We start from the raw sequence: 22,484 nt of genomic DNA on the forward strand, positions 1-22,484 counted from the left end.
TTGGAATTTCCTGGCCGCTGGCTTAGCCGTTGCCCGGCCACTCCGCAACCTTCAAGGAAATCAGATGCGCCCCGGACTGACCGAATCCCCGCTGAACCCGTTGCCGCCGGTGATCTGGCTGCTTGCATTGCCCGTGATCGCGTCCGAGGCGATCTTCGCCTTGGGCGGGGTCGGCCTGATCGGTGGCGCCGAGGGCGTGGGCCTTCGCCTTGGCGCCATCAACATGACCGCATTGCCGCCCGAACTGATCCAGCGCGCGCCGCTGTTCTTGAACCAGCACCCGACCGAGTTCTATCGCCTGTTCAGCTTCAGCTTCGTCCACACGTCGCTGACCCATGCGCTGTTCGTCGCGGTCTTCACGCTGGCGCTCGGGAATCTGGTCGCGCAGAATTTCCGCCCCTGGGCGGTGGTCGCGCTGTTTCTGGGTTCGGCCATCGGCGGGGCGGTGATCTATTCGGTGCTGCTTGCGGCCCTCGGGTTGCAGAACGCGCCCGTAATCGGTGGCTATCCCGCGGTCTATGGCCTTGTCGGCGCGTTCACCTTTCTGCTGTGGACGCGGCTGGCCGCAGCCAATGCGAACCGGATGCGGGCCTTTTCGCTGATCGGGATGCTGCTGGTCTTCCAGCTGGCCTTCGGGCTGGTCTTCGGGGGCGCGGGCCTCGGCTGGATCGCCGAGGTCGCGGGCTTTGCCACCGGGTTCCTTCTCAGCTTCGGGCTGGTGGATGGCGGCATGGCCCGCGCCCTGCGGCAGATCCGGCAGCGTTAACCCCGCCGGACCGCGGCCTTCAGCTCCGAGGGGCGATACCCCGCGATCGCGTAGGCCAGCGCGAAATAGATCGCGGCACCACCGAAGACCAGGATCGCAAGGGACGCCCCGCGCCCCAGCGATCCTGCCTCCAGCCAGTCGCGCATGAACCAGAGCGCCAGCGCCATGAGCGTGGATGCGGCCAGCAGGCGCGGGAAGGCGCGGCGCAGCTTCGCATCCGCACGCGCTGCCTGACCCATCGCGCGGGTGCCCCACCACAGCTGCGCGACCATGACCCAGGCCGCGATCGTCGTGCCCAAGGCCGCCGCAAGGAAGCCCAGGAAGGGCATCAGCCCGAAGGCCACGGCCGCATTCACCACCATGGAAAACAGCGCGAAGCGGAAGGGCGTGCGCGTATCCTCGCGCGCGAAATACAGCGGTTGCAGGATCTTCTGCAGCACGAAGGCCGGCAGCCCAAGGGCATAGACCACCAGCGCCGCCGCCGTCTGCTGCGTGTCGAAGGCGCTGAAGGCGCCGCGCTCGAACAGGGTCGCGACCATCGGCTGCGCGATCACGGCGATCGCGAAGGCCGAGGGCAGGGTCAGGAACAGCCCGAACTCGGTCGCGCGGGAAAATGCCTGCTGGCCGCCCTCGTGATCGCCCGCGCGCAGCCTGCGCGCCAGTTCCGGCAGCAGCACCACCGCGACCGCAGCCCCCACGACGCCAAGCGGCAGCTGATACAGCCGGTCGGAATAGGACAGCCAGCCGATCGCGCCTTCGAAGCGCGACCCGACCTGACGGCCGATCAGCAGGTTGATCTGCACCACACCCCCCGCAAAGGCCGCAGGCAGGGCGACGGCGACCAGGTGGCGCATTTCGGGCGTCATGCGCGGGCGGCGGGGGTGGAAGGTCCAGCCGTGGCGATGCGCGTCCCACCAGACCAGCCCCAGCTGCGCGATGCCCGTGACGGGCGTGGCCCATGCCAGCGTCAGCCCCAGATCCCAGCCCTGCCAGCGGCCCAGATACATCGCCACGATGAACAGCAGGTTCAGCAGCACGGGCGCAGCTGCCGCTGCGGTGAACCGCCCGTTCGCGTTCAGCACCCCCGAAATCATCGAGGCCATGGAGATCAGCAGGATATAGGGGAAGGTGATCCGCCCGTATTCCACCGCCAGATCGAAGCGTTCATCGCCCTGAAAGCCAGACGCCATCAGCCAGACAAGCCCTGGCATCAGGATCATCGCCACCGCGGAAAGGATCAGCACCACCGCGAACAGCCCCGAGAATGCGTGCTGCGCGAAACGCTGCGCGTCCTCCGGGTTCTCCAGCTTCTTGGAGAACATGGGGATGAAAGCGGTGTTGAACGCGCCCTCGGCGAAGAAGCGGCGGAACATGTTGGGCAGCGACAGTGCGATCAGGAAGGCCTCGGCCATGGCACCCGTGCCCAGCCATGCGGCCATCAGGATGTCGCGCACGAAACCCGATGCGCGCGAGATCAGCGTCCAGATTCCCACCGCAAGGAATCCGCGCACAAGTCCGGTCTTCATGTATTCGGTGCCTCTGCCCGTTTCACGCCGTCGATGATCGCGGCGCGCAGTCTCTTTTCCAGTGCCTCGCGCTTCGAGGCGGCATGCAGCTTCAGCCCGAACATGTCCTTGACGTAGAAGCTGTCCACCACCTGCGCGCCATAGGTCGCGATGACCGCGCTGACGATCTGGATGTGATTGGCCGCCAGCGTCCGCGTCAGGTCGTAGAGCAGGCCCGGGCGGTCGCGGGTATCCACCTCGATGATGGTGTAGATGTCGCTGCCTTCGTTGTCGAAGGTGATATGGGTCGGGAACTTGAATTCCCGGTTGCGCTTCTTGGGCTTGTCGCGGCTGGCAAAGGCCTCGCGGGCCACGATCTCGCCTGCAAGGGTGCGCAGGATGGTCTGGCGCAGCTTGGGCAGGCGATCCTCGGCGAAGGGGTGACCGTCGGCATCCTGGATCCAAAACACCGCCGTCGCATAGCCGTCGCGCGTGGTATAGGTTCGCGCATCGACGACATTCGCCCCGGTCAGGGTCAGCGCCCCCGCCAACCGCGAGAAGATCCCCGGATGGTCGGCCAGCACGAAGGCCGTGCGCGTGGCGTCGCGGTCGGCATCGGCCTGCAGGTCGATGCGGATCTCGTCGGGGCCCACATTGCGCAGCAGTTCGGCAAAGACGGCATGCGTCTGTGTCGGAAGCCCCGGCCAATAGGCGTCGTAATGACGCGCCGCCTCGGCCCGGATGGCGCGCGCGTCCCAGCCCTTGGTCTGCAGCGCCTGCTTCAATGCGCGCTTGGCCTCGGCCTGACGCTTGTCGCGGTTCAGTTCCTCCAGCCCGTTCTCCAGCGCGGCGGCGGTCTCGCGGTGCAGCGTGCGCAGAAGCGCGGCCTTCCAGTTGTTCCAGGTGCCCGGACCCACGCCGCGGATGTCGCAGACCGTCAGGACAAGCAGCATGTCCAGCCGTCTGCGCGTCTTCACCGCCTTGGCGAAATCACGCAGCGTGCGCGGATCGGCGATGTCGCGCTTCTGCGCCACGTCGGACATCAGCAGATGGTTGCGAACCAGCCATTCGACGGTCTCGATATCGTCTTGCGCAAAGCCGAAACGCGCTGCCACGCGTCGCGCGATCCGTGCGCCCAGGATCGAGTGATCCTCGTTCCGGCCCTTGCCGATGTCATGCAGCAGGGTCGCCAGATACAGCACGCGCCGGTTCACGCCCGCTCCGATGATCTCGGATGACAGGGGCAGGTCCTCGGTCTGTTCGCCGCGTTCGATCTGTGCCAGCGCGGCCACGCATTGGATCGAGTGTTCGTCCACGGTATAGTGGTGATAGACGTTGAACTGCATCATCGCCACGACAGGTTCGAATTCGGGGATGAAGGCCGCAAGCACCCCCAGTTCGTTCATGCGGCGCAGCGCGCGTTCGGGGCTGCCGTGTTTCAGCAGCATGTCCATGAAGATGCCGATCGCCTCGGGGCTGGATTGCACCTTGTCGTCGATCAGGTCCAGGTTCGCGGCGACAAGGCGCATCGCGTCGGGATGGACCAGCGTTCCGGTGCGCAGCGCCTCGGCGAACAGACGCAGCATGTTCAGGGGATCGGACAGAAACTCCGCCTCGGACGAGAACGAGATCCGGCCCTGAACCTCGGCGAAGCCGTGGCGCAGCTTCTTACGGCGGCGGAAGATGCGGCCGAAGATCGGCGCGGTCCGCACATGCTGCGCCTCGAGCGCGGTCAGGAACACGCGTGTCAGTTCGCCCACGCGGGTCGCATGGCGGAAGTAATCCTGCATAAAATATTCGACACCCCGGCGCGCGGCGGTATCGGCATAGCCCATGCGGCGTGCCACCTCGACCTGCATGTCGAAGGACAGTACGTCCACCGGCCGCCCTGAGATCAGGTGCAGGTGGCAGCGCACGGCCCAGAGGAAATCCTCAGCCTGCCAGAAGGCCAGATGTTCGTCGCGGGCGAACACCCCGAGGTCCACCAGTTCGACCGCGCGATCCACCCGGTGGATGTATTTCGCGATCCAGTAGAGGGTCTGGAGATCGCGCAGACCGCCCTTGCCCTCCTTGACGTTCGGTTCCAGCACATAGCGCTGGCCGCCCTGCCGGGCATGGCGGGCGGCGCGTTCGTCCAGTTTCGCCTCGATGAATTCGGGGACGGTGCGGTCGAACAGTTCGGCCCACAGCCTGTGGCGCAGCTCCTCGGCCAAGGGGGCGTGGCCGGTGACCAGGCGATGTTCCACCAGCGAGGTGCGGATCGTCATGTCGCCTTCGCCAAGCCGCAGGCAGTCGTCCACGCTGCGGATCGAATGGCCGATCTTCAGCTTCAGGTCCCACATCATGTAGAGCATGGATTCGACCACGCTTTCGGCCCAAGCGGTGATCTTCCAGGGCGTCAGGAACAGCAGGTCCACATCGGATGAGGGTGCCATCTCGGCGCGGCCATAGCCGCCGACGGCCAGCACGGCCAGCTTCTCGCCCTCGGACGGGGTGTGCAGCGGATGCAGCTTCGTGGTGGCGACATGGTGGACGGCGCTGACGACGATATCGGTCAGCTCGGCCGTGGCGCGCACGGTTTCGCGGGCGGCGCGGGGATGGGACAGGAACCCCGCCTCGACCAGGGCCATGCCGTCCGTGCGGATCCGCGACAGCAGGGCCACGGTTCGGGCGCGGATCTCCTTGGGTTCGGTCAGCGCGCTCAGCTCTGCATCCAGCAGGCCGAGGACATGTGCGGGGTCGAACAGCTCGGACGCCCCGGTCGGAACCGGGGCGTCATCTGCGTCTGGATTGGCGGTCATGGTGGCGAAGGGGCCCTGTTGTTACGAACCGAAGCCGCGCGCGCTCTGCGGGGCGGGGTCCAGGATGACCAGCTGGCCGTTGCGGATGGTCGCGACCGAGAGGCCGCGCTGGATGGTGCGGTCGCCCTTGAGGCGGAAGATCCCGCCCACGCCCGCAAAGCCCGAACGCTGCGTCAGCGCGGTCGAGGTCAGCGCATTGCGACGCCCGCTGCGGGCAAGCGAGGCGATGGCCGCGACGCCGTCATAGGACAGCGATGCCAGCGGATGGGGCTGTTCGCCATAGGCCTGGGAATACCGCGCTTCGAACTGGCGCTGCAGACCCTGATCGGGAATGGCGAACCAACCCTCGGCCAGCTGGCCTTCGGACAGGCGGCTTGCGGGCTGGTCCCAACGGGTCAGGCCCATCATCTGCGTGACGGGCGAACGCACGCCCGCATCGGCCAGCTGCTGGGTCAGATAGGGCAGGACGGCCTGGTGGTTCGCGGTCAGGAAGACCGAATCCACATTGCCTGATTTCGCGGCCTCGGCCACGCGGGGCACGACGGCATCGATGCCCGTCACCGAAACGGGATGGTTGATCCGGCCCGCCATGCGCGCGCCGTTGCGGGCGATGGCGGTCTGGATCGCGGCGCCGCCCAGCTGGCCCGCGACGTCATCCTCGGCCACGACCAGGACGTTGCGCTTGCCCTGCTTCACGCCGTAACCGACCAGGCGGTCGGCGATGTTCTCGAAGCTGTTGCCCAGGATGAAGACGTTGCCGCCCGCGACCTGCGTGTTGTTGGAAAATGTCAGCACGTTGACATTGCGCGGGGCCATCGCGTTGCCCACCGCATTCGCGCCTTCCGCAAAGAGCGGCCCGAGGATGATCTGCGCACCCGCATCGACCGCGGCATTGGCCTGCGTCACCGCGGCCTCGGTCGAGGCGCCGGTATCGTAGATGCGCAGGTCGATGGTCGCGCCCTGCGCGTCCCCCGCCGCCATCTTGGCCGAATTCTTCAGGCTGCGCGCCAGCCATTCCAGATCGGCCGACCCGGTCCCCGCAGGGGCCAGCAGCGCGACGCGCACCGGCTGCGACGGGTCGATCAGCTGCCCGGTCTCGGGACCGGATGCCTGTTCGGTGCCAAGGCCCGGCTCGCATGCCGCAAGCACCAGGGTGGCGACCACGGCACCGGCGCGGGTCAGGGCACGGCGCAGGCCGCCATGGGCGGGCTGCCTTGTGGCTGATGCGAACATGTGAAACTTCCCCCGTTGAACTATTGGTTTTGCAAGTTGTCGGTCGCAGACTATGTCCGGCGCAGGCCGTTGGCAACGGCGCGGACCGCCCCCCGGCCAAGTCGAAGGAAAGATGTCATGGAACGCCCAAGCCCCCAGCCCGAAGCCGCCCGCCCGATCGCCGCCCGGATCGAGGCCGCGCGCATCGATCCGGGCCTGCATCTGGTGGCCACGCCCATCGGGGCCGCCCGCGACATCACCCTGCGTGCGCTGGATGTGCTGAACAGCGCCGACATCCTTGCGGCCGAGGATACGCGCGTGCTGCGCCACCTGATGGAGATCCACGGCATCCCGCTGCGGGGTCGGCGGCTGATCGCCTATCACGACCATAACGGCGCGCGTGCCCGTCCGGCGCTGATCGGCGCCCTGACGGAAGGGGCCAGCGTCGCCTATTGCTCGGATGCGGGGACGCCGCTGGTCGCGGACCCCGGATACCGCCTGGCGCTGGATGCGGCCGAGGCGGGCGCGCGCGTCCATGCGCTGCCCGGCCCGTCGGCGGCACTGGCCGCGCTCAGCCTGTCGGGGTTGCCGTCCGATCGCTTCCTGTTCCTTGGCTTCCCGCCGCCGACAGAGGCCGCGCGTCGGACCTGGCTGCGCAACTGGCTGGCGACTGATGCCACGTTGATCCTGTACGAAAGCCCGCGTCGCGTGGCGCGCACCCTGGCCGAGCTGGCCCTGCAGGACCCGGACCGCGCCATCGTCATCGCGCGCGAACTGACCAAGAAGTTCGAGGAGGTCATTCGCGGCACCGCCTCGGAGCTGTCGGAAGATCCGCGCATGGGGACCCTCAAGGGCGAGGTGGTAATGCTCATCGACCGCCCCGGCGAGGTCGAGATCAACGAGGAGACCCTGGACGACGCGCTGCGGGATCGCATGTCGCGCATGTCCGTCAAGGATGCCGCGAAAGAGGTCGCCGACATCCTGGGCATGCCCAAACGCGACGTCTATCAGCGCGCGCTGACCCTGTCGCGCGGCGCATGATGCGGTCCGCGCGGGGGACGACCGCGAACCTGTCGGGCGCGATGGCCGAGGATGCCGTCCTGCGGGAATATCGCGGGCAGGGGGCCGAACTCATGGACCGTCGCTGGCGGGGGCGCGGAGGAGAGATCGACCTGATCCTTCGCGCGGGCCCGGCGCTGATCTTCGTCGAGGTGAAATCCGCACCCACGCATGATGCCGCGGCGGAACGCATCCGCCCCGCGCAGGCCCGCCGCATCATGGCCGCGGCCGAGGAATACCTGGCCGCAACCGGCAGGCCCCTCGCGACCGAGATGCGCTTCGACGCGGCGCTGGTCGACGGCACCGGGCGCGTGCGTATCGTGCCGGATGCATTTTCCGGTTTCTGACCCGGCAATCTTGCATCCGTCACCGGCCCGCGCCACATGTGACCCCGAATGATCAGGAGCGCAGCATGAGCCTTTACGTCGCCTTGCAGATGGACCCGGTCGAGGCCGTCTCGATCGATGCCGACAGCACCTTCCGCATCGGCCTCGAGGCCGAGGCCCGCGGGCACCGTCTGTTCCAGTACACCGCCGACCAGCTGCGCTACGACCAGGGGCGCATCATCGCGCGCGGTCGTCCCGTCACGCTGCGCCGCAAGCAGGGCGATCACGTGACCTTCGGCGAATGGGCCGAGGTGGACGTGACCGAATTCGACGTGGTCTGGCTGCGGCAGGATCCGCCCTTCGACATGGCCTATGTGACCTCGACGCATCTGCTGGACCGGGTGCATCCGGGCACGCTGGTCGTGAACGACCCCTTCTGGGTGCGCAACTGCCCCGAGAAGCTGATGGTCCTCGACTTTCCCGACCTGACGCCCCCCACCATGATCGCCCGTGATCCCGCGGCCTTCCGGGCCTTCCGCGAGCGTCACGGCGAGATCATCGTGAAGCCGCTCTATGGCAATGGCGGTGCGGGGGTGTTCCACCTGAAGCCCGGCGATCCGAACCTGTCGTCGCTGCTCGAGACGTTTGCAGGCATCAACCGCGAACCCATGATCGCGCAGAAATACCTCGACAAGGTGACCGAGGGCGACAAGCGGATCATCCTGGTCGATGGCGAACCCGTCGGCGCGATCAATCGCGTGCCCCAGCAGGGCGAAGCGCGGTCCAACATGCATGTCGGCGGCCGCGCCGAGAAGATCGGACTGACCGAGCGCGAATACGAGATCTGCAAGATCATCGGCCCGACCCTGCGTGAAAAGGGGCTGATCTTCACCGGCATCGACGTGATCGACGGCTGGCTGACCGAGATCAACGTCACATCGCCCACGGGCATCCAGGAACTGGAACGCTTCGACGGGATCAACGCCGCCGAGGCGATCTGGGAAGCGATCGAGCGCCGGCTGGCCGAACGCTGAGCTTCAGGCGACGAAGGGCAGGCGATAGCTGATCGCCTCGGCCAGGTGGGCGGTCCGGACGGCGTCCGAGCCGTCCAGATCGGCGATGGTCCGCGCCGTTCGCAGGATGCGGTGATACCCGCGCGCCGTCAGGCCCAGCCGGTCGGCCGCCTTGCGGATCAGGGCCTGCCCCTCGGCATCGGGTTTCGCGACCTGTTCGAGCATGCTGCCCGTGGCCTCGGCATTGACCGAGATTCCCGGTTCGGCCATGTACCGCTCGGTCTGGATGGCGCGGGCACGGGCCACGCGATCCGCGATCACGGCCGAGGCTTCGCCATCGGGCGGGCCGTCCAGATCCTCGATCCGCGTTGCCGGAACCTCGATCCGCAGATCGAAGCGGTCCATCAGCGGGCCCGAGATGCGCGAGAGATAATCCTGCCCGCAGGTCGCCGCACGCGGACAGGCCCGCGCGGCATCCGCAAGATGGCCGCAGCGGCACGGATTGGCCGCGGCCACCAGCAGAAAGCGACAGGGATAGCTGACGTGACGGGCGGCGCGGGCGACCATGACCTCGCCCGTTTCAATTGGTTGGCGCAGGCTTTCCAGCACCTGCCGGGGATATTCGGGCAATTCGTCCATGAACAGGACGCCGTGATGGGCAAGGCTGATCTGACCGGGCCGGGCCGCGCGCCCACCGCCCACGATGGCCGCGGGGGACGCGGTGTGATGCGGTTCCTGAAAGGGCGGCTGCCGCGAGATGCCGCCCGCGGGCAGGATCCCCGCCACCGAATGGATCATGGATGTCGCCAGTGCCTCGGACGGGGTCAGCGGCGGCATGAGGCCCGGCAGGCGCGAGGCCAGCATGGATTTGCCCGCGCCGGGCGGGCCGACCATCAGCAGATGATGGCGCCCCGCCGCCGCGATCTCCAGCGCGCGCTTGGCGCGTTCCTGGCCGCGAACTTCGGACAGGCAGCCCCGCAGCGGGGCTTCTCGCAGCATTCCGGGCGATGCGGGCGACAGCGGCTTGCGGTCGGTCAGGTGATCCACCACCGTTCGCAGCGTCGTCGCGCCGAAGACCGGGACCGAGCGGATCCAGGCGGCCTCGGGGCCGCAGGGGGCAGGGCAGATCAGGCTGCGTTCGTCCTCGGACGCGGCGACGGCTGCGGGCAGGGCGCCCGCGACGGGCACGAGGCGGCCGTCCAGCGACAACTCGCCCAGGGAAACGCAGCGCGCGACATCCTCGGGCGGGACGATCTGCAGCGCCGCCAGCACCGCCAGCGCGATGGGCAGGTCGAAATGCGACCCCTCCTTCGGCAGATCGGCGGGCGACAGGTTCACCGTCAGACGCTTGCTGGGCAGGGCGATGGACATGGCGCCGAAGGCTGCGCGCACGCGTTCCTTGGCCTCGGACACGGCCTTGTCGGGCAGCCCCACGATCGAGAATCCGGGCAGGCCGGCCGCGACCGCGCATTGAACCTCGACCAGGCGGGCCTCGACCCCTTCGAAGGCGACGGTATAGGAGGTGGCGATCATGTTCATTCCCCGGACGATGGGAATGGTTAACGCGGGAAGGATTAACCGGCGGTTAACAGGCGCGTAGCTTGCGGTGCGGGGGCCGGGTCGTTATCTCTGCCGGATCACGGGAATGGGTGCCATGCAACCGAAGCGCATACTTCTGATCGTGGGCGGGGGGATCTCGGCCTACAAGATCCCGCAGCTGATCCGGCTGATGCGGGCCGAAGGCCTGTCGGTGACGCCCGTCCTGACGCAGGCCGGGGCGCAGTTCACCACGCCGATGACCCTGTCGGTGCTGGCGGGCGAGCCTGTGCATGACGCCCTGTGGGATATCGGCACCGAGGCCGAGATCGGGCATATCCAGCTGTCGCGCAACGCCGATCTGGTCGTGGTGGCACCGGCCACCGCGGACATGATGGCCAAGATGGCGCAGGGGATCGCCAACGATCTGGCCACGACGCTGCTGCTGGCCACCGACAAGCGCGTGCTGATCGCACCCGCGATGAATGTGCGGATGTGGGACCACCCCGCGACGCAGCGCAACCGCCGGACGCTGGCGGGTGACGGCATTCTGACGGTCGGGCCCGACAGCGGCGACATGGCCTGCGGCGAATACGGCCCCGGCCGCATGGCGGAACCCGAGGCGATCGTGGCGGCCATTCGCGATGCGCTGGCCCCGCGCCCGCAACCGCTGGCGGGGCGGCATATCGTCGTGACCTCGGGGCCGACGCATGAACCGATCGACCCGGTCAGGTACATCGCGAACCGGTCGTCCGGCGCGCAGGGAACGGCGATTGCCGCCGCGCTGCGCGATCTGGGCGCGAAGGTCAGCTTCGTGACCGGACCCGCGACCGTTCCCCCGCCTGCGGGCGTCGAGGTGGTCCGGGTCGAGACCGCCCGCCAGATGCGCGACGCCGTGCAGGCGGCGCTGCCCGCCGATGCGGCTGTCATGGCGGCAGCCGTCGCGGATTGGCACGTCACGAATGCAAGCGGGCTGAAGATGAAGAAGGACGGCAGCGGCAACCCGCCCGCGCTGCACATGGCCGAAAATCCCGACATCCTGCGCTGGCTGTCGAACGATGCGGCCCGACCCCGCCTTGTGGTGGGGTTTGCCGCCGAGACCCATGACGTGATCGCCCATGCCACGGCCAAGCGGCAGCGCAAGGGCTGCGACTGGATCGTCGCCAACGATGTCAGCCCCGCGACGGGCATCATGGGCGGAACCGAAAACGCCGTGACGCTGATCACCGACACGGGGGTCGAGGATTGGCCCCGCATGGACAAGGACAGAGTCGCGGCACGGCTTGCGGCCCGAATTGCGGAGGCGCTGGAATGATGCGCAGTTACCTCGACTGGAATGCGACGACCCCGATCCGGCCCGAAGTGAAGGCCGCGATGATCGAGGCGCTGGACATCTCGGGCAACCCGTCCTCGGTCCATACCGAGGGGCGTGCCGCGAAGATGGCACTGGAGGGTGCGCGACAGCGGCTGGCAAGTGCGCTCGGGGCGGATGGGGCGGATGTCGTCTTCACCTCGGGGACGACCGAGGCCGCGTCGATGGTGCTGGGCGGCGGGGGCTTTCATTGCGCGCCCGTGGAACACAGCGCGATCAAGGTCTGGTGCGAACAGGACCTGGCAGTGGATGGCGACGGCATCGTCACCGTGATCGACCCCGCCCGGACCAGCCTGCAGCTTGCCAACAACGAGACCGGCGTGATGCAGGCATTGCCCCAGGGGCTGCACAACAGCGACCTGACGCAGGCCTTCGGCAAGGTGCCGATGGCGTTCAACTGGATGGGCATCACGGCGGGCTTCGTCAGTGCCCACAAGCTGGGCGGCCCCAAGGGCATCGGCGCGCTGATCCTGAAGAAGGGCACCGAGATGCCCGCCCTGATCCGCGGCGGCGGGCAGGAACAGGGTCGCCGCGCCGGGACCGAGAACCTGGTCGGGATCATGGGCCTGGCCGCCGCAGCCGAGGCCGCGCAGAAGGATCTGGACGCCGGTCTCTGGGATCAGGTCGCCGCCCGCCGCGACCTGCTGGAGGGGCGGATCCGCGACATCGCGCCCGAGGCGGTGATCGCGGGAAAGAACGCGCGACGCTTGCCTAACACGTCCTGCATTCTTACATCCGGTTGGAAGGGTGAGACGCAGGTCATGCAGATGGATCTTGCGGGCTTTGCCATCTCGGCAGGGTCCGCCTGTTCTTCGGGCAAGGTCCGGGCCAGCGGCGCATTGCAGGCGATGGGTTTTGACGATCAGCAGGCCCAATCGGCGATCAGGGTTTCGATAAGCCCCGCTTTGGATGACGATCAGATCAACCGATTTGCGGACGCTTGGGAAAAGGCATATAGGCGCTGGCGCAGCCGACATGCGTGACGGAACGGGCGGGCAGGGGCCCGCCATCGAGGAAGGAAAGAGAATGACGGAAGCCACCGATCTGGACGTGCGCGAAGGCGTCGACCGCGAGACGGTCGAAACTGTCCGCAACATGGGCAGCTACAAGTATGGCTGGGACACCGAGATCGAGATGGACTATGCCCCCAAGGGGCTGAACGAGGATATCGTCCGTCTGATCTCGGAAAAGAACGGCGAACCGGAATGGATGACCGACTGGCGGCTGGAAGCCTACCGCCGCTGGCTGACCATGACCGAACCCAAATGGGCGATGCTGAACTATCCCGAGATCGATTTTCAGGATCAGTACTACTATGCCCGCCCCAAGAGCATGGAAGAAAAGCCCAAGTCGCTGGACGAGGTCGATCCCAAGCTGCTGGCGACCTATGAAAAGCTGGGCATCCCGCTGAAGGAACAGATGATCCTTGCAGGCGTCGAGGGCGCGGACGAGGCACCGGCCGAGGGCCGCAAGGTTGCCGTGGATGCCGTCTTCGACAGTGTCAGCGTGGGCACCACCTTCAAGGACGAGCTGGCCAAGGCCGGCGTCATCTTCTGTTCGATCAGCGAGGCCATCCGCGAGCATCCCGAGCTGGTGAAGAAATACCTGGGCAGCGTCGTTCCGCAGTCCGACAACTTCTTCGCCACGCTGAACAGCGCCGTCTTCTCGGACGGGTCGTTCGTCTATGTCCCGCCGGGCGTCCGCTGCCCGATGGAACTGTCGACCTATTTCCGCATCAACGCCGAGAATACCGGCCAGTTCGAGCGCACGCTGATCATCGCCGACAAGGGCAGCTATGTCAGCTACCTTGAAGGGTGCACCGCGCCGCAGCGCGACACCAACCAGCTGCATGCAGCCGTGGTCGAGATCGTCGTGCTCGAGGATGCCGAGGTGAAATACTCGACCGTCCAGAACTGGTTCCCGGGCGACGAGAACGGCAAGGGCGGCATCTACAACTTCGTCACCAAGCGCGCCGATTGCCGCGAGGCACGCGCCAAGGTGATGTGGACGCAGGTCGAGACCGGTTCGGCCATCACCTGGAAATACCCGTCCTGCATCCTGCGCGGCGATGAATCGCAGGGCGAGTTCTACTCGATCGCGATCGCCAACAACTGGCAGCAGGCCGATACCGGCACCAAGATGATCCATCTGGGCAAGAACACGCGCTCGCGCATCGTGTCCAAGGGCATATCGGCCGGTCAGGCGCAGAACACCTATCGCGGTCTGGTGACCATGCACCCCAAGGCCACGAACAGCCGCAACTACACGCAGTGCGACAGCCTGCTGATCGGCGACAAGTGCGGCGCCCATACCGTGCCCTATATCGAGGTCAAGAACACCTCGAGCCGGGTCGAGCACGAGGCGACGACCAGCAAGGTCGACGACGACCAGCTGTTCTACTGCCGGTCGCGCGGCATGGACGAGGAAGAGGCCGTCGCGCTGGTCGTGAACGGGTTCTGCCGCGAGGTCCTGCAGGCGCTGCCGATGGAGTTCGCCATGGAAGCGCAGTCGCTGGTCGCGATCTCGCTTGAAGGTTCGGTGGGCTGAGGCCCCCACGCAAATTCGATGATGGTGCCGCGGGACGGCACCGCCGCCACCATCCGATGAGGAAGATATGCTGAAGATTGAAAACCTGCACGTGAAGCTGGAAGAAGAGGACAAGCAGATCCTGAAGGGTCTGAGCCTCGAGGTTCCCGCGGGCGAGGTCCATGCCATCATGGGCCCGAACGGTTCGGGCAAGTCCACCCTGTCCTATGTGCTGTCGGGCCGCGACGGCTACGAAGTGACCGATGGCGACGCGACGCTGGACGGCGAGAGCCTGCTGGACATGGAAGCCGAGGAACGCGCCGCCGCCGGCCTGTTCCTGGCGTTCCAGTACCCGGTCGAGATCCCGGGCGTGGGCAACATGACCTTCCTGCGCACCGCGGTGAATTCGCAGCGCAAGGCGCGCGGCGAAGAGGAACTGTCCTCGGCCGAGTTCCTGAAGATCGTCCGCGAGCGCGCCAAGGAGCTGCAGATCAGCCCCGAGATGCTGAAGCGCCCCGTGAACGTCGGCTTCTCGGGCGGTGAAAAGAAGCGCAACGAGATCCTGCAGATGGCCATGCTGGAGCCCCGCATGTGCATCATGGACGAGACCGATTCCGGTCTGGACGTGGACGCCATGCGCCTGGTGTCGGAAGGCGTGAACGCGCTGCGTTCGCCCGACCGCAGCTTCCTCGTGATCACGCACTATCAGCGCCTGCTGAACCACATCAAGCCGGACGTGGTGCACATCATGTCGAACGGCCGCATCATCAAGTCGGGCGGTCCCGAGCTGGCGCTGGAAGTCGAAGAGAACGGCTATGGCGACCTGCTGGCGGAGGCCGATTGATGACTGAAGCAGCCGTGAAATCCAAGGACGAGGTGACGCCGCAGGTTTCCGGCGCACCGAAGGCCGAGAACGCGCTGGAGGCCCGCCTTGCCGCGCTTCCGATGCCCAAGGGCGGCTGGTCGGCCGATGCCCGGTCCGAGGCGCTGGCGCGTCTGCGCGACATGGGCCTGCCGGGTCCGCGCGACGAATACTGGCGCTTTACCGACCCGCGTCCCTTCAACGCCCCCGAGGCGAAGCCGCTGCCGATCGCCGATGGCGCATCGCCGCTGTTCACCTCGCGCGACAAGCTGACGCTGGTCTTCGTGGATGGCGTATTCGACGCAGCCGCGTCCGATGATCTGACGCTGGAAGGGGTCGAGATCTCGACCCTGAAGGGCACGCATGACGATGCCGATCACTGGGCCAAGGGCATCTTCGGCGCGCTGGAAGCCGCGGGGCAGAAGCCTGCCGCACGTCCCTTCGCCGCGCTGAACACCGTCGCTGCGCAGGACGGCCTGCTGATCCGCGTGACGGGCACGCCCTCGAAGCCGATCCACGTTCTGCATCGCCGTGCAAGCGATGTGGCCGACGTGGTCTGGCACCACGTGATCCGCGTCGAGGAAGGCGCCGAGGCGACGTTCCTGGAAACCGGCACCGTCGGTGCGCGGTCGAATGGCGTGATCGAGGCGGACCTGGCCAAGGGCGGTCGTCTGCACATGATCGCCGCCAAGCGCGCGGCCGATCCCAAAGTCGGCATCTCGCATGTCTTCGCCCGCGTGGACGAAGGTGCCGCACTCAAGAGCTTCGTGCTGTCGGTCAACGGCAACGTGATGCGGAACGAGGCCGTGGTGGACATGGTCGGCGACGATGCGGTCTGCCATGTCGCGGCCGCCGTGCTGGGCGACCAGAATATCGGTCCGTGCCACCATGACGACACCGTTTTCATCACCCATGGCGCCCTGCGCGGCGAAAGCCGCCAGGTCTTCAAGAAGGTGCTGAAGAACGGCGCCACCGGCGTCTTCCAGGGCAAGATCCTGGTCAAGCCCGGCGCGCAGAAGACCGACGGTTACCAGATCAGCCAGGCGCTGCTTCTGGACGAGCGCAGCCAGTTCCTGGCCAAGCCCGAGCTGGAGATCTATGCCGACGACGTGGCCTGTTCGCACGGTTCGACCACGGGCGCCATCGACGAGGATGCGCTGTTCTATCTCCGCTCTCGCGGGGTTCCGCGCGAACGGGCGATCGTCTTCCTGGTCCTGTCCTTCCTGGCCGACGCGCTGGAAGAGGTCGAGGACGAGGGCATCCGCGACGAGATCAACGAACGGCTTGACGCGTGGCTGACGGAACGTCCGCAGATCTGAGCGAGGCGCGCGGCGGGATGCTCCGTCGCGTGCTGGCAAGCTGGTGGGCCCCGCGCCGGGTGGTGCGGGGCCTTTCCCACATTCCCGAACGCACGCTGCTGGCGGTGGTCATGCTGGCCGGGTTGATCCAGCTGGTCGCCCAGGCCCCCGGGCATGCACGGGCCGCGCAGCTGGACCCCTCCATTCCGCTGGATGCGCGGATGGGGGGTGCGCTGATGGGTTCCCTTTTCATGCTGCCGCTTCTGGCATATCTGGTTGCTGGGCTGACCGGTCTTCTGCTGCTGCCGACACGTTGGCGGATCGATCCGCGCCACGCACGGCTGGCCCTGTTCTGGGCGTTGCTGGCAGTTGCGCCGGCATCGCTGCTGGCGGGGCTGACCGCGGGCTTCGTGGGACCGGGACCGGCCCTGACACTGACGCGCGCCGTGGCCGGTGCGGGTTTCATTCTGATCTGGGGCGCCGGTTTCGTGGCGCTGACGAGGCGCAAATGACCTTCGACGACTTCAAGCACCTTGTCGGAACGACCTTCCGCAATCCCGATGCCGCCGCCCGTCAGCTGATCGGGCTGAACCTGCCGATGCAGGCCCGCTGGATGGCGCTGATGCTGGCGGTCAGCGTATCGGCGCTGATGGCCTTCATGGTGTCGTCGCTGTTCCCTGCGCCCGAAGGGGCCGAGGCACCCATGCTGTCCTTTGTCCGACAGCCGCTGATGCTGGCTGCGATGCAGTTCGGGGCCATCGTGCTTGGGGCCGGGCTGATGACCGGGGTGGGGCGGATCTTCGGCGGGACCGGCAATTTCGCGGATGCGCTGATCCTGACCGTCTGGATCGAGATCCTGCTGCTGATCGTCCAGGCCGCGCAGGTCTTTCTGTCGCTGGCCCTGCCTGGCCTTGCAGGCGTCCTGGGGATGCTCAGCGTCGCGCTGTTCCTTTGGCTGACCGTGCAATTCGCCAAGTCGCTGCACGGCTTCACCAGCGCGCCCAAGGTGCTTCTGGTGATGTTCGCCACCCTTCTTGCCATGGGGTTCGTCCTGTCCTTTCTGGCCGCCGCGCTCGGCCTCATGCCGGAGATGCCGCAATGAGCTTTGACATCGACGCCGTCCGTTCCGATTTCCCGATCCTGTCGCGTCAGGTGAACGGAAAGCCGCTGGTCTATCTGGACAGCGGTGCCAGTGCGCAGAAGCCGCAGGTCGTGATCGACGCGATCACCCGCGCCTATGAGGGCGAATACGCCAATGTGCATCGCGGGCTGCACTTCTTGTCCAACCTTGCGACCGACAATTACGAACGGGTTCGCGGCACCATCGCCCGCTTCCTGAATGCCCCGTGCGAGGATGAGGTGATCTTTACCAGCGGCTCGACCGAGGGGATCAACCTTGTCAGCTATGCCTGGGCCGCGCCGCGCCTACAGGCGGGCGACGAGATCGTCCTGTCAGTGATGGAGCATCACGCCAATATCGTGCCTTGGCATTTCCTGCGTGAACGCCAGGGCGTCGTCCTGAAATGGGTCGAACCCGAGCCCGATGGCAGCTTGCCGCCCGAAAAGGTGCTGGAGGCTGTGGGTCCCCGGACCAAGCTGATCGCGGTCACCCATATGTCGAACGTCACGGGCACCGTGGTCGATGTCGCGGCCATCGCGCGTGGGACGGATGTTCCGGTGATGGTCGATGGCAGTCAGGCGGCCGTCCATATGCCGGTGGATGTCGCGGCGCTCGGCTGCGACTTCTACTGCATCACGGGACACAAGCTCTATGGGCCTTCGGGTTCGGGCGCGATCTGGATCAAGGCGGATCGGCAGGCCGAGATGCGGCCCTTCCTGGGGGGCGGCGACATGATCCGCACCGTGGGACGCGACGAGGTGACCTATGCCGATCCTCCGCTGCGGTTCGAGGCGGGCACGCCGGGCATCGTCAACCAGATCGGGCTGGGCGCGGCGCTGGAATACCTGATGGGGCTTGGCATGCAGAATGTCGCGCAACACGAACGCGGTCTGCGCGACTATGCCCGCGACCGTTTGCGCGAGCTGAACTGGCTGCAGATCCAGGGGGACGCGGCGGACAAGGGCGCGATCTTTTCGATGACGATGGAAGGGGCGCATGCGCATGACATCTCGACCATCCTCGACAAGAAGGGAATCGCCGTGCGTGCGGGCAGCCATTGCGCCATGCCGCTGATGGAGTTCTTCGGCGTGAATGCCACCGCGCGGGCCAGTTTCGCGATGTACAATACGCAGGCGGAAGTGGACGCTTTGGTCGAAGGATTGACCTTCTGCCGAGAGCTTTTCGCCTGAATCTTGCAAAGATTCGGCAAAGGGCCGAAGAAAGCACGTTCCATCTTGCCCGGTTGGGGTGATCTCTGCATCCCTTGCTTCAGAACGGCAAGGAGACAGAGATGGCCGAGGTTCTGGTATTGGGTGCAGGCATGGTCGGCGTCACGACGGCGCTGGCATTGCAGGAACGTGGTCACGACGTGACCATCGTCGAACGCGGCACCCCGGGCCGCGAGACCAGCTATGGCAATGCCGGGCTGATCCAGACCGAGGCGGTCGAGCCCTATGCCATGCCGCTGGCCCCCGGCGCGCTGCTGCAGATCGCGATGGGTCGCGGCTATGACGTCAAATGGACGCCGTCCGGTCTGCTGAGCCAGGTCGGCGCGGTCTGGACCTATGCCCGCAATTCGCTGCCCGCGGCCCATCGCCGCGCGTCGCAGACCTGGGGCAAGCTGATCCGCCAGTCGACCGAACGCCACGCACCGCTGGTCGAGGCCGCGGGCGCCGACAACATCATCCGGCGCAACGGCTATATCGAACTGCACCGCACCCCGCAGAAGCTCGAGAAGGGCCGCAAGGCGGTCGAGCGGTTCCGCAACGATTTCGGTGTCGAATCCAAGCTGCTGACCGGTGCCGAACTGCGCGCCATCGAGCCCTCGATAAAGGTCGAGGTCGAGGGTGCAACCCATTGGTCCGACGCATGGAATTGCGCGGATCCCGGCGCGCTGGTCGCGGCCTATGCGGCGCTGTTCCAGAGGCGCGGCGGGCGGGTCGTGAATGCCGATGCGGGCGATCTGCATCGCAAGGGCGCCGCCTGGGTCGTCGACGATGTCGAGGCGGAACACGCCGTCATCGCGCTTGGGCCTTGGTCGCCCGCCATCACCGAACGCTTCGGGATGCGCATCGCGATGGTCTACAAGCGCGGCTATCACCGTCATTACCACATGGAGCTTCCGCCCCGTCACCCGATCGCGGATTTCGGCAATTCGGTCGTGCTGTCGCCCATGCGGCGCGGGTTGCGCATCGCGACCGCCGCCGAACTGACCCCGCATCCGCGCATTTCGCCCCCGCAGCTGCGCCACGGGGAAAAGGCCGCGCAGGAGCTGTTCGATATCGGCGCCCCGGTCGAGGCCGAACCCTGGACCGGCCGCAGGCCCTGCATGCCCGACATGCTGCCGCTGGTCGGGCGCGTTCCCGATCAGCCGAACCTGTGGGCGCATTTCGGGCATGGTCACCAGGGCTTCACCCTGGGGCCGGTGACGGCCGAGATCCTGGCGGACGAGCTTTCGGGCGGACAGGGCTGGGATGCCTTGCAACCATCGCGGCTGAAGCGCGGTTGATTTAGGCCCCTGCCACGCACATCTTGGGGGCCAGTCCGAACGGAACGGGAACCTCATGGGTCACAACAATACAAGCGCGCCTGTCCAGCGCTTTCCCGAAGTCACGCGCCCCAAGCTCGAGGGGGGCAAGCGCTTCGTGATGAAATCCGACTTCTCGCCGGCAGGCGACCAGCCGACAGCCATCAAGGAGCTGTCGGCCGGCGTCGTCTCGGGCGAACGGGACCAGGTCCTGCTGGGCGCGACCGGCACCGGCAAGACCTATACCATGGCCAAGATCATCGAAGAGACTCAGCGCCCCGCGATCATCCTTGCGCCGAACAAGACGCTGGCGGCCCAGCTCTACGGTGAATTCAAGGGCTTCTTCCCCGACAACGCGGTCGAGTATTTCGTCAGCTACTACGACTACTATCAGCCCGAGGCCTATGTCGCCCGCAGCGATACCTATATTGAGAAGGAATCCCAGATCAACGAGGCCATCGACCGGATGCGCCACAGTGCGACGCGGGCGCTTCTGGAACGCGACGACGTGATCATCGTGGCATCTGTCAGCTGCATCTATGGCATCGGTTCGGTCGAGACCTATTCGGCGATGACCCAGGACATGGTCGTCGGCGAGAGCTATGACCAGCGCGAATTCCTGAGCCAGCTGGTGGCGCAGCAGTACAAGCGTCTGGATACCAGCTTCCAGCGCGGCAGCTTCCGCGTGCGGGGCGACCTGGTCGAGGTCTGGCCCGCCCACCTCGAGGATCGGGCCTGGCGGTTCGATTTCTTCGGCAACGAGCTGGAGGCGATCACCGAATTCGATCCGCTGACCGGTGCCAAGGCCGACAGCTTCAAGCAGATCCGCATCTATGCCAACAGCCACTATGTCACGCCGCGCCCGACGATGCAGCAGGCGGTCAAGGGCATCAAGAAAGAGCTGCACGACCGGCTGAAGGTCCTGCAGGAGGAAGGCAAGCTGCTGGAAGCGCAGCGGCTGGAGCAGCGGACCAATTTCGACATCGAGATGCTGGAGGCCACGGGCGTCTGCAACGGCATCGAGAATTACAGCCGCTATCTGACGGGACGCGCCCCGGGCGAACCGCCCCCCACCTTGTTCGAGTTCATTCCCGACAATGCCATCGTCTTTGCCGACGAAAGCCATGTCAGCGTGCCGCAAATCGGCGGAATGTATCGAGGCGACTTCCGGCGCAAGTTCACGCTGGCCGAACACGGCTTCCGTCTGCCCAGCTGCATGGACAACCGCCCGCTGAAGTTCGAGGAATGGGACGCCATGCGCCCCCAATCCGTCTTCGTCAGTGCGACCCCCGCCCAATGGGAGATGGACCAGACGGGCGGCGTCTTCACCGAACAGATCATCCGTCCGACCGGCCTTCTGGACCCCATGATCGAGATCCGCCCGGTCGAGACGCAGGTGGACGATCTGCTGGACGAGGTGCGCCGGGTGACCGCTGCCGGATACCGCACGCTTTGCACCACGCTGACCAAGCGCATGGCCGAGGATCTGACCGAATACATGCACGAGCAGGGCATCAAGGTCCGCTACATGCACAGCGATATCGACACGATCGAACGGATCGAGATCCTGCGCGACCTGCGTCTGGGGGCCTTCGACGTGCTGATCGGCATCAACCTGCTGCGCGAGGGGCTGGACATCCCCGAATGCGGGCTGGTTGCGATCCTGGATGCCGACAAGGAGGGCTTCCTGCGTTCGGAAACCTCGTTGGTGCAGACTATCGGGCGCGCTGCGCGGAATGCCGACGGGCGCGTCATCATGTATGCCGACCGCGTGACGGGCAGCATGGAACGGGCCATGGCCGAGACCGAACGCCGCCGCGAGAAGCAGATCGCCTATAACGAGGAACACGGCATCACGCCGCAGACCGTGCGCAAGAATGTCGAGGATGTCCTGGCGGGGCTGTGGCAGGGCGATACAGATCAATCGCGCGTCACGGCCAAGGTCGAGGGTGCCAAGATCGGCGCGAACCTGCAGGCCCATCTGGACGCGATGCGGGATCAGATGCGCAAGGCCGCCGAGAACCTCGAATTCGAGGAAGCCGCTCGCCTGCGCGACGAGGTCAAGCGTCTGGAGGCGGTGGATCTGGCCGTCTCCGATGATCCGCTGGCGCGTCAATCAGCCATCGAGCAGGCATCCGAGCAGGCGACCCGCAGTGCGGGACGCTCATCCGCCGGGCGCGCGGGGCAACGCGGCGGGAACAAACGCTCGAAGCGTCGGGCCTAACCGCAGCTGACGCGGCCGATCCAGCCCTTCGGATCCGTATGCAGGGTCAGGCGGGCAGGGTCGGTCGCAAGCGGCACAGGCTTGCCCAGTTCCGTCAGGCGGACCCGCAGCGACGGGGGAAAGTTCACCTCGCCCCAGTTCATGCCGATGACGCGGGCATGGTGCGCCGGATTGCAGACGCGGTCGGCGACGGTATAGCTGGGACCGCCTGCGCAGGCGGACAAAATGGTGGCGGCAGCCAGCAGGGCAAGTGGGATCTTCATCGGGGAACCTCGTGCTTGTCAGGTGACGAACGCCGCGTCGGCGGGGTCGTTCCCATCATAACCCTTTTTCCGGC

Annotated in this window: 19 protein-coding genes; 14 read left to right on the plus strand and 5 right to left on the minus strand. The window is 66.5% G+C overall.

The window, feature by feature from the left end; all coding sequences use genetic code 11:
- The first annotated feature begins 64 nt into the window (after positions 1–64).
- Complete coding sequence (locus KO490_RS03770) at positions 65–766, plus strand: rhomboid family intramembrane serine protease (protein ID WP_216018069.1); 702 nt, start codon at positions 65–67, stop codon at positions 764–766.
- On the opposite strand, the gene murJ is transcribed toward KO490_RS03770, so the two are convergent.
- The 3 genes from murJ to KO490_RS03785 are packed head-to-tail and all read right to left on the minus strand — an operon-like array spanning position 763 to position 6,305.
- On the minus strand, positions 763–2,292 hold the full coding sequence (murJ, locus tag KO490_RS03775) for a murein biosynthesis integral membrane protein MurJ (protein ID WP_216018070.1): 1,530 nt from the start codon (positions 2,290–2,292) through the stop codon (positions 763–765). The two genes, KO490_RS03770 and murJ, sit on opposite strands and share 4 nt — an antisense overlap.
- A complete protein-coding gene (locus KO490_RS03780; protein WP_216018071.1) occupies positions 2,289–5,072 on the minus strand; it encodes a [protein-PII] uridylyltransferase in 2,784 nt (927 codons plus the stop codon). Before KO490_RS03780 ends, murJ begins: the two co-directional genes overlap by 4 nt.
- Before the next feature lie 21 nt (positions 5,073–5,093).
- Positions 5,094–6,305 (minus strand): penicillin-binding protein activator, encoded by a 1,212-nt coding sequence (locus KO490_RS03785; RefSeq protein WP_216018072.1) that lies wholly within the window; start codon positions 6,303–6,305, stop codon positions 5,094–5,096.
- A 117-nt stretch (positions 6,306–6,422) separates the two neighbouring features.
- On the opposite strand from KO490_RS03785, the gene rsmI reads away from it, so the two are divergent.
- The 3 genes from rsmI to gshB all read left to right on the plus strand — a co-directional run bounded on the left by rsmI (position 6,423) and on the right by gshB (position 8,703).
- Positions 6,423–7,325: a 16S rRNA (cytidine(1402)-2'-O)-methyltransferase gene (gene rsmI, locus KO490_RS03790; protein ID WP_216018073.1), complete on the plus strand. Its 903-nt coding sequence runs from the start codon at positions 6,423–6,425 to the stop codon at positions 7,323–7,325.
- A complete protein-coding gene (locus tag KO490_RS03795) occupies positions 7,322–7,690 on the plus strand; it encodes a YraN family protein (protein ID WP_216018074.1) in 369 nt (122 codons plus the stop codon). The genes rsmI and KO490_RS03795 overlap by 4 nt, the downstream gene beginning before the upstream one ends.
- 65 nt (positions 7,691–7,755) lie before the next feature.
- A complete protein-coding gene (gshB, locus tag KO490_RS03800; RefSeq protein ID WP_216018075.1) occupies positions 7,756–8,703 on the plus strand; it encodes a glutathione synthase in 948 nt (315 codons plus the stop codon).
- Positions 8,704–8,706: 3 nt separating this feature from the next.
- Here the strand turns inward: gshB and KO490_RS03805 are convergent, their stop codons facing one another.
- On the minus strand, positions 8,707–10,215 hold the full coding sequence (locus KO490_RS03805) for a YifB family Mg chelatase-like AAA ATPase (RefSeq protein ID WP_216018076.1): 1,509 nt from the start codon (positions 10,213–10,215) through the stop codon (positions 8,707–8,709).
- A 121-nt stretch (positions 10,216–10,336) separates the two neighbouring features.
- On the opposite strand from KO490_RS03805, the gene coaBC reads away from it, so the two are divergent.
- The 10 genes from coaBC to uvrB all read left to right on the plus strand — a co-directional run bounded on the left by coaBC (position 10,337) and on the right by uvrB (position 22,147).
- Complete coding sequence (gene coaBC, locus KO490_RS03810; RefSeq protein WP_216018077.1) at positions 10,337–11,533, plus strand: bifunctional phosphopantothenoylcysteine decarboxylase/phosphopantothenate--cysteine ligase CoaBC; 1,197 nt, start codon at positions 10,337–10,339, stop codon at positions 11,531–11,533.
- The gene (locus tag KO490_RS03815) at positions 11,530–12,573 is read left to right on the plus strand and encodes a cysteine desulfurase family protein (RefSeq protein ID WP_216018078.1); all 1,044 of its coding nucleotides are present in this window, start codon (positions 11,530–11,532) and stop codon (positions 12,571–12,573) included. The genes coaBC and KO490_RS03815 overlap by 4 nt, the downstream gene beginning before the upstream one ends.
- A 43-nt stretch (positions 12,574–12,616) precedes the next feature.
- The gene (gene sufB, locus KO490_RS03820; protein WP_216018079.1) at positions 12,617–14,137 is read left to right on the plus strand and encodes a Fe-S cluster assembly protein SufB; all 1,521 of its coding nucleotides are present in this window, start codon (positions 12,617–12,619) and stop codon (positions 14,135–14,137) included.
- A 67-nt stretch (positions 14,138–14,204) separates the two neighbouring features.
- The gene (sufC, locus tag KO490_RS03825) at positions 14,205–14,960 is read left to right on the plus strand and encodes a Fe-S cluster assembly ATPase SufC (protein WP_216018080.1); all 756 of its coding nucleotides are present in this window, start codon (positions 14,205–14,207) and stop codon (positions 14,958–14,960) included.
- Complete coding sequence (locus tag KO490_RS03830; protein ID WP_216018081.1) at positions 14,960–16,297, plus strand: SufD family Fe-S cluster assembly protein; 1,338 nt, start codon at positions 14,960–14,962, stop codon at positions 16,295–16,297. The genes sufC and KO490_RS03830 overlap by 1 nt, the downstream gene beginning before the upstream one ends.
- On the plus strand, positions 16,270–16,788 hold the full coding sequence (locus tag KO490_RS03835; RefSeq protein WP_303463013.1) for a hypothetical protein: 519 nt from the start codon (positions 16,270–16,272) through the stop codon (positions 16,786–16,788). Before KO490_RS03830 ends, KO490_RS03835 begins: the two co-directional genes overlap by 28 nt.
- Entirely contained in the window at positions 16,785–17,378 is a 594-nt protein-coding gene (locus KO490_RS03840; RefSeq protein WP_216018082.1) for a Yip1 family protein, read from the plus strand. Before KO490_RS03835 ends, KO490_RS03840 begins: the two co-directional genes overlap by 4 nt.
- The gene (locus KO490_RS03845) at positions 17,375–18,586 is read left to right on the plus strand and encodes a cysteine desulfurase (RefSeq protein ID WP_216018083.1); all 1,212 of its coding nucleotides are present in this window, start codon (positions 17,375–17,377) and stop codon (positions 18,584–18,586) included. Before KO490_RS03840 ends, KO490_RS03845 begins: the two co-directional genes overlap by 4 nt.
- 101 nt (positions 18,587–18,687) lie before the next feature.
- Positions 18,688–19,905, plus strand: coding sequence for an FAD-binding oxidoreductase (locus KO490_RS03850; protein WP_216018084.1), 1,218 nt, complete (start codon positions 18,688–18,690; stop codon positions 19,903–19,905).
- A 55-nt stretch (positions 19,906–19,960) separates the two neighbouring features.
- Positions 19,961–22,147, plus strand: a complete 2,187-nt coding sequence (gene uvrB / locus KO490_RS03855; protein ID WP_216018085.1) for an excinuclease ABC subunit UvrB — start codon at positions 19,961–19,963, stop codon at positions 22,145–22,147.
- On the opposite strand, the gene KO490_RS03860 is transcribed toward uvrB, so the two are convergent.
- Positions 22,144–22,410: a hypothetical protein gene (locus KO490_RS03860; RefSeq protein ID WP_216018086.1), complete on the minus strand. Its 267-nt coding sequence runs from the start codon at positions 22,408–22,410 to the stop codon at positions 22,144–22,146. The genes uvrB and KO490_RS03860 overlap by 4 nt on opposite strands.
- Between the last annotated feature and the right edge of the window lie 74 nt (positions 22,411–22,484).

The sequence above is a fragment of the Paracoccus sp. C2R09 genome, assembly GCF_018860625.1.
In the GTDB taxonomy this organism is placed as follows: domain Bacteria; phylum Pseudomonadota; class Alphaproteobacteria; order Rhodobacterales; family Rhodobacteraceae; genus Paracoccus.

Bases quoted from the DNA above. Each gene is read 5' to 3' on its own strand.
- KO490_RS03770 (WP_216018069.1), top strand. From the start codon at position 65: ATGCGCCCCGGACTGACCGAATCCCCGCTGAACCCGTTGCCGCCGGTG.
- murJ (WP_216018070.1), bottom strand. From the start codon at position 2,292: ATGAAGACCGGACTTGTGCGCGGATTCCTTGCGGTGGGAATCTGGACG.
- KO490_RS03780 (WP_216018071.1), bottom strand. From the start codon at position 5,072: ATGACCGCCAATCCAGACGCAGATGACGCCCCGGTTCCGACCGGGGCG.
- KO490_RS03785 (WP_216018072.1), bottom strand. From the start codon at position 6,305: ATGTTCGCATCAGCCACAAGGCAGCCCGCCCATGGCGGCCTGCGCCGT.
- rsmI (WP_216018073.1), top strand. From the start codon at position 6,423: ATGGAACGCCCAAGCCCCCAGCCCGAAGCCGCCCGCCCGATCGCCGCC.
- KO490_RS03795 (WP_216018074.1), top strand. From the start codon at position 7,322: ATGATGCGGTCCGCGCGGGGGACGACCGCGAACCTGTCGGGCGCGATG.
- gshB (WP_216018075.1), top strand. From the start codon at position 7,756: ATGAGCCTTTACGTCGCCTTGCAGATGGACCCGGTCGAGGCCGTCTCG.
- KO490_RS03805 (WP_216018076.1), bottom strand. From the start codon at position 10,215: ATGATCGCCACCTCCTATACCGTCGCCTTCGAAGGGGTCGAGGCCCGC.
- coaBC (WP_216018077.1), top strand. From the start codon at position 10,337: ATGCAACCGAAGCGCATACTTCTGATCGTGGGCGGGGGGATCTCGGCC.
- KO490_RS03815 (WP_216018078.1), top strand. From the start codon at position 11,530: ATGATGCGCAGTTACCTCGACTGGAATGCGACGACCCCGATCCGGCCC.
- sufB (WP_216018079.1), top strand. From the start codon at position 12,617: ATGACGGAAGCCACCGATCTGGACGTGCGCGAAGGCGTCGACCGCGAG.
- sufC (WP_216018080.1), top strand. From the start codon at position 14,205: ATGCTGAAGATTGAAAACCTGCACGTGAAGCTGGAAGAAGAGGACAAG.
- KO490_RS03830 (WP_216018081.1), top strand. From the start codon at position 14,960: ATGACTGAAGCAGCCGTGAAATCCAAGGACGAGGTGACGCCGCAGGTT.
- KO490_RS03840 (WP_216018082.1), top strand. From the start codon at position 16,785: ATGACCTTCGACGACTTCAAGCACCTTGTCGGAACGACCTTCCGCAAT.
- KO490_RS03845 (WP_216018083.1), top strand. From the start codon at position 17,375: ATGAGCTTTGACATCGACGCCGTCCGTTCCGATTTCCCGATCCTGTCG.
- KO490_RS03850 (WP_216018084.1), top strand. From the start codon at position 18,688: ATGGCCGAGGTTCTGGTATTGGGTGCAGGCATGGTCGGCGTCACGACG.
- uvrB (WP_216018085.1), top strand. From the start codon at position 19,961: ATGGGTCACAACAATACAAGCGCGCCTGTCCAGCGCTTTCCCGAAGTC.
- KO490_RS03860 (WP_216018086.1), bottom strand. From the start codon at position 22,410: ATGAAGATCCCACTTGCCCTGCTGGCTGCCGCCACCATTTTGTCCGCC.